8 protein-coding genes are annotated in these 9,601 nt (G+C 34.4%); all 8 read right to left on the reverse strand.

Annotation, left to right across the window (positions count from 1 at the left end; translation table 11 throughout):
* Positions 1-253 precede the first annotated feature (253 nt).
* Positions 254-1,141, reverse strand: a complete 888-nt coding sequence (locus tag WGMM_RS03130; RefSeq protein ID WP_038249937.1) for a class I fructose-bisphosphate aldolase — start codon at positions 1,139-1,141, stop codon at positions 254-256.
* A 58-nt stretch (positions 1,142-1,199) separates the two neighbouring features.
* Entirely contained in the window at positions 1,200-2,210 is a 1,011-nt protein-coding gene (locus tag WGMM_RS03135; RefSeq protein ID WP_038249939.1) for a molecular chaperone DnaJ, read from the reverse strand.
* Between the two features lie 58 nt (positions 2,211-2,268).
* Positions 2,269-4,578 (reverse strand): AAA family ATPase, encoded by a 2,310-nt coding sequence (locus tag WGMM_RS03140; RefSeq protein WP_038249950.1) that lies wholly within the window; start codon positions 4,576-4,578, stop codon positions 2,269-2,271.
* Between the two features lie 204 nt (positions 4,579-4,782).
* Positions 4,783-6,009, reverse strand: a complete 1,227-nt coding sequence (locus WGMM_RS03145; RefSeq protein WP_038249953.1) for a DEAD/DEAH box helicase — start codon at positions 6,007-6,009, stop codon at positions 4,783-4,785.
* A gap of 35 nt (positions 6,010-6,044) precedes the next feature.
* A complete protein-coding gene (locus tag WGMM_RS03150) occupies positions 6,045-6,296 on the reverse strand; it encodes a cold-shock protein (protein WP_038249956.1) in 252 nt (83 codons plus the stop codon).
* Positions 6,297-6,470: 174 nt separating this feature from the next.
* Positions 6,471-7,805 carry a TldD/PmbA family protein gene (locus tag WGMM_RS03155; RefSeq protein ID WP_038249961.1) on the reverse strand — a complete coding sequence of 445 codons (1,335 nt, stop codon included), beginning with the start codon at positions 7,803-7,805 and terminating at the stop codon, positions 6,471-6,473.
* A gap of 18 nt (positions 7,806-7,823) precedes the next feature.
* Positions 7,824-8,696: an ATP synthase F1 subunit gamma gene (atpG, locus tag WGMM_RS03160; RefSeq protein WP_038249966.1), complete on the reverse strand. Its 873-nt coding sequence runs from the start codon at positions 8,694-8,696 to the stop codon at positions 7,824-7,826.
* Positions 8,697-8,891: 195 nt separating this feature from the next.
* Entirely contained in the window at positions 8,892-9,212 is a 321-nt protein-coding gene (locus WGMM_RS07115; RefSeq protein ID WP_338062974.1) for a transposase, read from the reverse strand.
* Positions 9,213-9,601 lie beyond the last annotated feature (389 nt).

A 9,601-nucleotide genomic window follows, 5' to 3' on the forward strand; every position in this document is an offset into this window, starting at 1 on the left:
GTAATATCATTTTGTAAAACACTTTGCTTATTTTTAGTTTATTTTTTACCATGAAACGCTATAAGAGTATAACCATAACTTGAAAAGAAATTGATTTTACTTATGAATAATTTTCTCTATAGGTTACACACTTAAAGCTACTGTTGAATTGAGCAACTTTTACAAGATATAGAAAATGAAAGGGACCGGAATTGAACCGGTATAAAAGGATTTGCAGTCCTCTGCATAAGCCATTCTGCCACCCAGCCGTTTTTTATGTGTAGATATCCATTATATCTTTCAGCATAGATAAAGCTTCCTCCCTTTTGCGTTGGAAAGTGTTACGTCCAATGATTGAACCATTACCACCACCCTGCTTAATTTCTTTCGCTTCATTGCATATGTCATTCACTGATTTCGACTCGCCACCAGAAAAAACTACTATTCTTTTTCCTGCAAAACAAGATCTTTTAACATATTCAATTCTTTTAGATAATGATTCAATATTTTCTGTTTCCCTTTCCAAATATTTAGTTGGAAGTTTTACTTTTATTATATTAGCGCCAAGCAAAGCTGCCATGTGTGCAGCATAGGCAATAACATCAACCGCTGTTTCACCTTCTTTGGAAATTCCTTCACCGCGTGGATAAGACCATAACACTACTGCAAGCCCATAAGATTTGGCTTCAGCTACGATTTCACGGGCTTCTTCCATCATATCGAAACACTTAGCAGAACCAGGATATATAGTAAATCCAACAGCCAAGCAGCCCAAACGCAGTGCATCTTTCACAGAAGAGGTTATTGCTTGATCAGAAGTCAGATTCTTCGAATGTAAGGAGTTGGAACTATTAAGTTTCAAAATAAGTGGGAGCATTCCAGCATAAGTTGAAGCACCAGCTTCAATCATACCAAGTGGAGCAGCATATGCACTTACTCCCGAATCAACTGCAAGCTGAAAATGATAATGTGGGTCATAAGCATCAGGGTTAACTTCAAAACTTTTTATTGGCCCGTGTTCAAACCCTTGGTCTACAGGGAGAATTACTAATTTGCCAGTGCCGCCAAGCTTTCCATGCATGAGAATACGAGTAAGATTTGCTTTTACCCCGGGGTTTTCACTTTCGTAGTGGTTTAAGATTTGTCTTATTTCTTTACTCATTAACGCTATGAAGTTCATTTAAAGTATAGCAAAAACCACAGTTGAAGCAAAGATCTTTTTATGGTTCTTGTCCTGCAGGTGTATCTAAAGATGTAACGTTAGGATTGGTGGTGTGCTGTTGTGGCTTTTTTTGGATTAAATCTCTAAAATACATTTTGACAATAGGAAGAACAAGTGGCATAAGCACTAGCTTGTAGTCATACCATGCAAATTTTTCTTTATAGCTAAATTCTGCATCTTCTTCATATAAGCGCTGAATGCAATGTTCACTATATAGTTCAAATGCCTTTGTAAAAGTTCTAAGTAAAGCAATAAGTAATAAATCCAATGCTAAATTAATCATCAGCATTGTTCCATGTTGAGCAGGCCAGCCATTTTGTGCTACATCTGACACTAGACCACATATAGCAAATGTTGCTGCGATACATATCACATAATTATCAGCAGCAATAAGTAGATTGTATCTTCGATTTAATCTATCCAGATTTTCCTCTTGTGAACCTTTTTCTTTACTTGCTGCATAAATAATACCACAAAAGGATATAATAAATAACAACGGCCAAATCCCTATGCTAAATGCATAAAATTGATAAGCGATGCTTTGCACCGTGCCACTATTAGCAAGTTGCGATAAGCAATACTCAACTTTCAGCGATGGAGTAACCACCGCATTTGCTAATATAAAAAATAAAAGTGCTCTATTTATAGCTTTGCTTCTACGTGATAATATTCCATAAATTTTTGTTTGCCTCCTCCGTTCTTCTTCACTTGATAGTCTTTCATATTGACTAGGAGTTTTTCCTTCTTTTAAAGCGTTGAGATACTTCTCTACCTCTTTTTTATCTGCACTAAGTTTTTGAAACTTTTCTGTAGCTATCTTTTTCTTCTCTTCATCTTTTTCTTTGTCAGGATGGCACTTTAATGAAAGCTTTCTAAAGCTCCGTTCAACTAACTTGAGTATATCGTCAAACTCCTCGCTTATTACTTCTTCTGCTTTTATTTCTAGTCTTGAAAATAAATTCTGTAAATCGCGATTACTGTAATACTGATTTGTAGTTAAACTTGCCACTATAGCCTCATTATTCTTAAAATAAGTATACTATCAGTGTAATAAAAAAACAAGAATTTCAAACTATATCAAAAGCAATTTTATTTTCTACTTTATTCATATAGATTGTTAATTTCTTTCCTTTTATTAATTTACGATTCAGTATTTCTTCCGCTAAGTAACTTTTTATCTCTTTTTCAATAAGTCTCTCTATCGGACGTGCTCCCATTTCCTGACTATAACCTGTTTGTGCAAGATAAGATTTCACTTCATCTTTTACCAAGCAGTTTATGCCTTTTTGCGTCAGCTGCTTTTTCAGTTCCTGAATAAATTTATCTACAATATGCAGAATTATATCCGCATTTAAGTCAGAAAAAGAAATAATCGCATCAAGACGATTACGAAATTCAGGGCTAAAAACCTGTTCTATCGCTTTTTCACTATCACCAGTGTTAAATTTTTTATGCCCAAAGCCAACAAAACTTTTGCTGCTTTCAGCTGCTCCTGCATTAGTTGCCATAATTAAGATTATATTGGAAAAGTCAACTTTACGTCCGTAAGTGTCTGTAACACAACCATAATCCATAATTTGTAGCAATATATTATAGATATCGCTATGGGCCTCTTCAATTTCATCAAGCAACACAACACTATATTGATTGTTAGATACAGGCTCTGTGAGTAATCCACCCTGATCATAACCTACATATCCACGCGGAGAACCAATCATCCTTGATATCGTATGAGACTCAATATATTCGGACATATCAAAGCGTATAAGATTCATGCCCATGCTTTCTGCTAATTGTTTTGCTAGCTCGGTTTTACCAACACCGGTTGGCCCTGCAAAAAGATAATTTGCTAAAGGCCTATTGTAATTTCTCAACCCAGATTTAGCAATTTTAATAGAATTAACAAGAGATTCTATTGCCTGCTCTTGGCCAAAAATCACCTTCTCTAGATTAGCTTTTAAAGACTTTACTTTCTGCAAATCATCAGATTCAGATCCGCAAGGCACATTTGTAATTCTAGTAATGGTATTCTTAATATCTCTACTATTTACAATTTTACCCCTGTTTCTTAGCAATTTACAATATGCCCCTGCCTCATCAATAACATCAACCGCTTTATCAGGTAATATTCGCCCAGTAATATACTTATGCGAAAGTTCAGCCGCAGACCTAATGGCATTCTTTGTATAATATACTCCATGATACCCTTCATAGTAGTGCTTTATACCATCTAGTATCTTTATCGTTTCATTAACAGAAGATTCTTTAACATTAATTTTTTGAAACCTTCTCGCTAGTGCTTTATCTTTTTCAAAACTAGCGCTGTATTCTCTATATGTGGTTGCACCTATACAACGCAGTGTACCTCTTGCAAGCGCAGGTTTGAGTAGGTTACCTGCATCAAGAAAGCTACCACTTGTAGAACCTGCTCCAATGATAGTGTGTATTTCGTCAATAAAAAGGATAGCACCTGGTTTTACCTCAATCGCTTTTATTATAGATTTTATTCTCTCTTCAAAATCACCTCTGTAGCGTGTCCCTGCAAGGAGTGATCCTAAATCCAAAGCATAAATTATACTGGACCTGAGTGCACCCGGAACACTGCCTTCAATGATCTTCAATACCAAACCCTCAACTATTGTTGTTTTGCCAACACCTGGGTCTCCAACATATAAAGGGTTGTTTTTTCTACGCCTCAATAATATTTCTATAGTGCGATTTAATTCATAATCACGACCAATAACATAATCTATTTTTTTGCTTCTTGCATAGTCATTTAAATTTTTACAATAACTTTGTAGAATTTCCTCATCTTTTAGTAGCTCATCTTTATTTACTGTAGTAGGAGCGTCATTATTTTTATCAAGTTTTACTTTATGATTGGTGGTGTATTCATCTATATCGTTAGAGTATTTCATATTAGATATATGGTAAATCAAATTGGAATCTTTCGCACTTTGTTTCTGTAATAGATCTTCAACGTATAAATCTTGCCCAGACAAAATTTCTACTAGAACACTTGCTCCATTTATTTCTTTTTTCCCCAAGCTATGAGCCCGTATTATTGCTCTGTGTATTATGCATTGAAACATTGAGCTAGGTTTAACTCCACTGATAATCAATTCAGAACTGCTTTGTAAAAACCCTTTTATATTATTATTATAATCATTAGCCTTAATATTGCATCTTGATAGAATGTTATCCATATTGATGATTTCATCGGCTCTGATATTACATCTTGATAAAACGTAATTTACGTCCAACCGGTCTTTAGTTAACGCCAGCAATAAATGTTCTATTTTCGCATATTTTAGATTAAAATTAGAAGCAATGAATAGTGCTCTATTCAAACTTGCCTCTAAGTTTTTGGAAATCATCTCCTATTCTCTTTAAAAGTGGGAACTCATATATAATGAATAGCACACAATTATTAAAAAAATTGAAATCCAGCAGTTCGCTGTAGCTAATTTGAATCCCCACTCTGGATCTACGTCATAGAACCACGATATCTCAACATAGATTCCGCTAATGAGTAGCGGAATGACGAGTTTTACGCTTATCAAGTTATAGGTAAATTCTATTTAATACGCTTTTTCTAGTACTCTGCTTTTCTTCTGAAATGCATTGATCTTTTTTCTACCGTATTTAGTCTTTAGCGTACTTGGCCTTTTAAAGACCTTTTTGCTGTTACGTTTTTTAAATTGCACACTACAATCAAAATTTGGCTCTCCTTCTTTGTCTGCCAGCGCAGGCAGTCTTCTCTTATCTTGAGGTGTAACAAAAGATAGCGCATGCCCTTCAGCTCCAGCACGTGCAGTTCTACCTATACGATGAATATAGTCAGCTTGCGATTGTGGTGCATCATAATTGATAACATGTTGAATGTGGGGAATATCAAGGCCGCGAGAAGCAACATCTGTTGCAACCATGATTTGATTACGGCCACGACGAAAAGAATTAATGACCCTTTCGCGCTTGTGCTGCCTTAAATCACCATGAATTGCTAAAGCGCTATAGTCATCTTTATGCAATCTGCTAGCTAGCTGATCCGCTCCTTGCTTTGTTTTGACAAAGATAATGATTGACCCTTCGCGCTGACATAGTTGTATAACAAGCTTCCCATATTTTTCTGATTCTGATGCATAAACAACCTCTTGCTTAATTTTTACAGAAGTTGTAGCCTCACAATCAACAGAAATACGTTCTGGTCGATTAAGGTACTTCTCAGTAAGTTTAACTATATCACTAGGAAGAGTTGCAGAAAACATAAGAGTCTGCCGTATTTTTGGCAGATATTTCATGATCCCTTCAATTTGAATTCCAAAACCCATATCAAACATACGATCCGTTTCATCAAGCACAAGAACGCTAACATTGCGAGTAATCAAAGTTTTACGCTCAATATGGTCTATAATACGACCAGGAGTACCTATTACAATTTGTGGTTTTTTCTGAAGCTGATTTAGCTGCCTAAAAATAGGCTCACCACCAATCAATAAAGCGACCCTTAGTGCAGAATTTTGAAATAAGAGTTTTCTTATCTCATTTGTTACCTGATGCGCAAGCTCCCTGGTTGGCACGATGACTAAAGCTGAACCAGTGTTAGGCTCATTCAGCAACTTAGCAACCAACGGAATAGCAAATGCCAAAGTTTTTCCAGTTCCCGTTTGAGCAGACCCAAGAATATCTTTACCTTGTAGCGCTAAGGGAATCGCTTGTATTTGAATCGGAGTTGGGACGAAAAGATTATTTTTATCTAGAGCTTGTGTAAGCAAAGCTGGGAGACCCATCCCATGAAAATTATTCACAATACGTTAATCCTGTTAAAAGACTTCATAATAGATTAATCTTCCAACCTTAAATTTATTGCAGATTTTTTATCTTCTCCGTTTCTACCGCGCTCCTCTTTAACCTCATAACTCACCCTTTCTCCTCTTGTCCCCTTCTCTTTATTCTCTCCTTTAAGTGTCTCAGGCCTTATTCCTGAACGTTCCAACGTGCTAACATGTATAAAAACGTCACCCCCTTTACCTTCTGGCTTGATGAAACCATAGCCTTTTTCGGCATTAAACCATTTTACATTACCAAATTCCATTTAAACAACTCCTAAATTATTAATTAACACTACCAATGTGATGAAAAACTTTAAGATTACGATTGAGAATGCTTTAAGCTTAGCTATTGAAACTAAACCTTTATACTCCATAGTCTATTCTTAACATTACATGACAATAATACACAATTGTTGTACTTAATGCAAATAAATTTTTTAATCGTTAAGCGAACCTGCAACCGTCATTTCGCTAACTTTAATCGTTGGTGAATTAAATTGCCCACAAAAAGTTAGATCATCTGCAACGACTAAATTGCTAAACATATCCTTCAAATTGCTAGCAATGGTAATTTCATGTATTGGATACATTATTTTTCCATTTTCTATAAAAAATCCGGAAGCGCCTTGGCTGTAATCGCCATTGATTAAATTAACACCAAAACCAAATAAATCAGTTACATATATTCCCTCTTTCACTTCCTGAATTAATTCTTCAAACGATACATTACCATTCTCAATATAGAGGTTACTAGCTGCAGGAATAACTGCAGCATTACTTGCACGAGTTGCACTTCCGGTTGTTTCTGAGTCTAATTTTCTAGCCGAGTATAAGTCTAAAATCCAATTTTGTAATACTCCGTTTTTTACAAATATATTTTTCTTGCTAGTTATCCCTTCTCCATCAAATGGTCTCGATGCTATGCCTCTTGGCAACAATGGATCATCGATAATATTAATTCTATCGTTGAAAATCTGAGCATTTAAACTACCCCTCAAGAAAGAACTGTTGCTTATAATACTGCTCCCATTTATAGCAGAAGCAAAACTTTTTACTAGCCCTTTTGCTGCTCTTTTTTCAAAAATAACTGGAAATTTACCAGTTTTCATTGTACGTGAATTCAATTGATCAACTGCTCTTTTTGCTGCTTCTTTTCCCATTAACTCTGGCAACTTTAAATCACTAAAATTACATGCTATATCATAATCGTAACCAACCTTCATTTCACTTTCTCTTTCAGCAACAACAGAGACCTGATTAGCAAAGGTTGATTTACTAAACGAGCCAATAAAACCAGAAACAGTCGATAATACTGTATTCACTAAAGCGTATGAAGAAGAGGCTCCTTCAGAATTAGTGATACTCTTATGTGCAAGGGCTGAATTTTCTGCAGCTTCAGCAATTTCTTTTAGGTTATCAACGGTTACAACATTATTATCTGAGATACTTAAATCTGCAGAAGAGATACAATTACTACCATTTACAGCAAAATTAATGCAAGGATCTTCTGGCGCATTCTTTGCCATTTCTACCACTTGGCTTACTGTATCACTCAGATTGTTCAAATCGTTTGTAGAAATATACGCAGCTTTGTTTTTACCTGCTATAGCTCTGATTCCTACAGTGCAATTTTTAGATTGTGATATTTGCTCAATTTTTGATAGACGCTGAGAAACTGAAGTCTTATTAGTTTCATATATTGTAACTTCCGCATCTTGATTTTGCTTTTTTATTAGTTTAGTAATATCTGCTGCAATATTTAATATATTCATTTTCTATTCCTTAGATTTCTATAAAGATTCTGCACCACCTATAACTTCAATTAAATCAGTCGTAATCGCTGCTTGACGAGAACGATTATAAAACAATGCTAATTTGTTCAGTATCTCTTTAGTGTTTCTGTTTGCCGATTCCATAGCAACCATTCTAGCACTATTCTCACTCGTTGCACTTTCAAGTAAAGCAGAGTAAAGAGCAATTACAACGTAATCTTGAACCAAAGATTTTAAAATAAATTCAATATTTTGTGGTTCATACTCATAGCCGTAATCTGTTGTTGGAGCAGCCAGAGAGCTATCAATCAAGGATGAGTCTTTACTCCATGGTTTTATTGTTTCCAACATTGGTTTTTGCGTGAAGGTATTATAGAATTTACTATAAAAAACTTTAACTTTATCGTATTTACTTAAATCTATACCATCAACCAAAGCTTCTACGTGCTTTAACGTGATTCCCTTACTATTTTCAATTTTTAAGATACTTTTAGAGTCAAATCTATTTTTACCTACATCAAAAGCTTTTTTACCAAGAAATAGAATATCTACTTTTTTGCCATTTGCGATTGACTTATTTACACGCTCTTGACTAAATTTGACAATAGAAGAGTTAAAGTTGCCGCACAAGCCACGATCAGACGCAACAATGAATACTAGGTAAGAACCGTCGTTACTGACATTTAGAATTTTTGCCAGTAATTCTTGATCAACTGATAGCATTAATGAAGAAATAATGTTATGCAGCTTAGATACATATAATTTTGAATTTAATAACTTCTTTTGACTTTCTAATAACTTTGCTGCAGAGACCATTTGCATTATTTTCGTGGTTTTCTGTACAGATTTAATATTCTTAATTCTTAAGGATAATTCCTTTAAGCTCTTCATTTTGTATACAACCCTGATTTATTAAAATATATAACTGTTAGTGTCTAAAAGCAAGTTTTTTTGACATTAAGACCAAGTCTAGCTAAGAAACTTGCAGGTTTATTTTTATATAGCTAAACTGACTTAGATTTACTGACAACTTGAAAAACAAAAATTCGTCATTCCGCTACTAGAGGTTGTCCACAAACCAGTAAATCAAGCATATTCCCTACTTAACATAACTTTACTCATAGCCAGATATATGAAACTTTCAGTAGATGTTGTAAGTAAATCGTACTCCTTTGATAGCCTTCTATTTCTATTGATCCAAGCAAAAGTCCTCTCTATCACCATGGCTGCTTTTAGTTCATTTAGCTTCTGCTCTGCAGAGAAATCTTGCTCCCTGATTTTTCCTTGGAAGATTGGGCTACCGTTTTCGTTATTATCTGAAAAATTTTCCATTATTTTTGCCTCCCCAATAAAATTACTGCCTTTGTTGTTACCTGAAAAGCTTTCCACCATTTTTACTTCCTTCATAAAACTTAATAATTTAATTCTACAGTACTAAATATTTAAGAATTATTAATGTAAAGATGTTAATAAAATTATTTATATTTTTACACTATATATATATTATATCATGTGCTATTTAACCTTTCAATAATATTTTTTATTTTTACGGCTTCTTCAAACTCTAGCATACGCTTTTCTTAAATTATCCTTATTAATATTTGCTTTTGCCTCTATCCCATTTTTTCTTGTAAAGTATTTGATATAGATTTTATTATACTCTTTGGCATAACATTTGTAACATACTTTATCTATAAATGGAAATTATTATACTTGCAGCTAGACACAATTTGAAATAATTTACACTATAAAGTTAAGGAACGAGATCCCAGTGTCACGCACTGGGATGACAGAAG

The organism is Wolbachia endosymbiont of Glossina morsitans morsitans (assembly GCF_000689175.1).
GTDB lineage: Bacteria > Pseudomonadota > Alphaproteobacteria > Rickettsiales > Anaplasmataceae > Wolbachia > Wolbachia pipientis.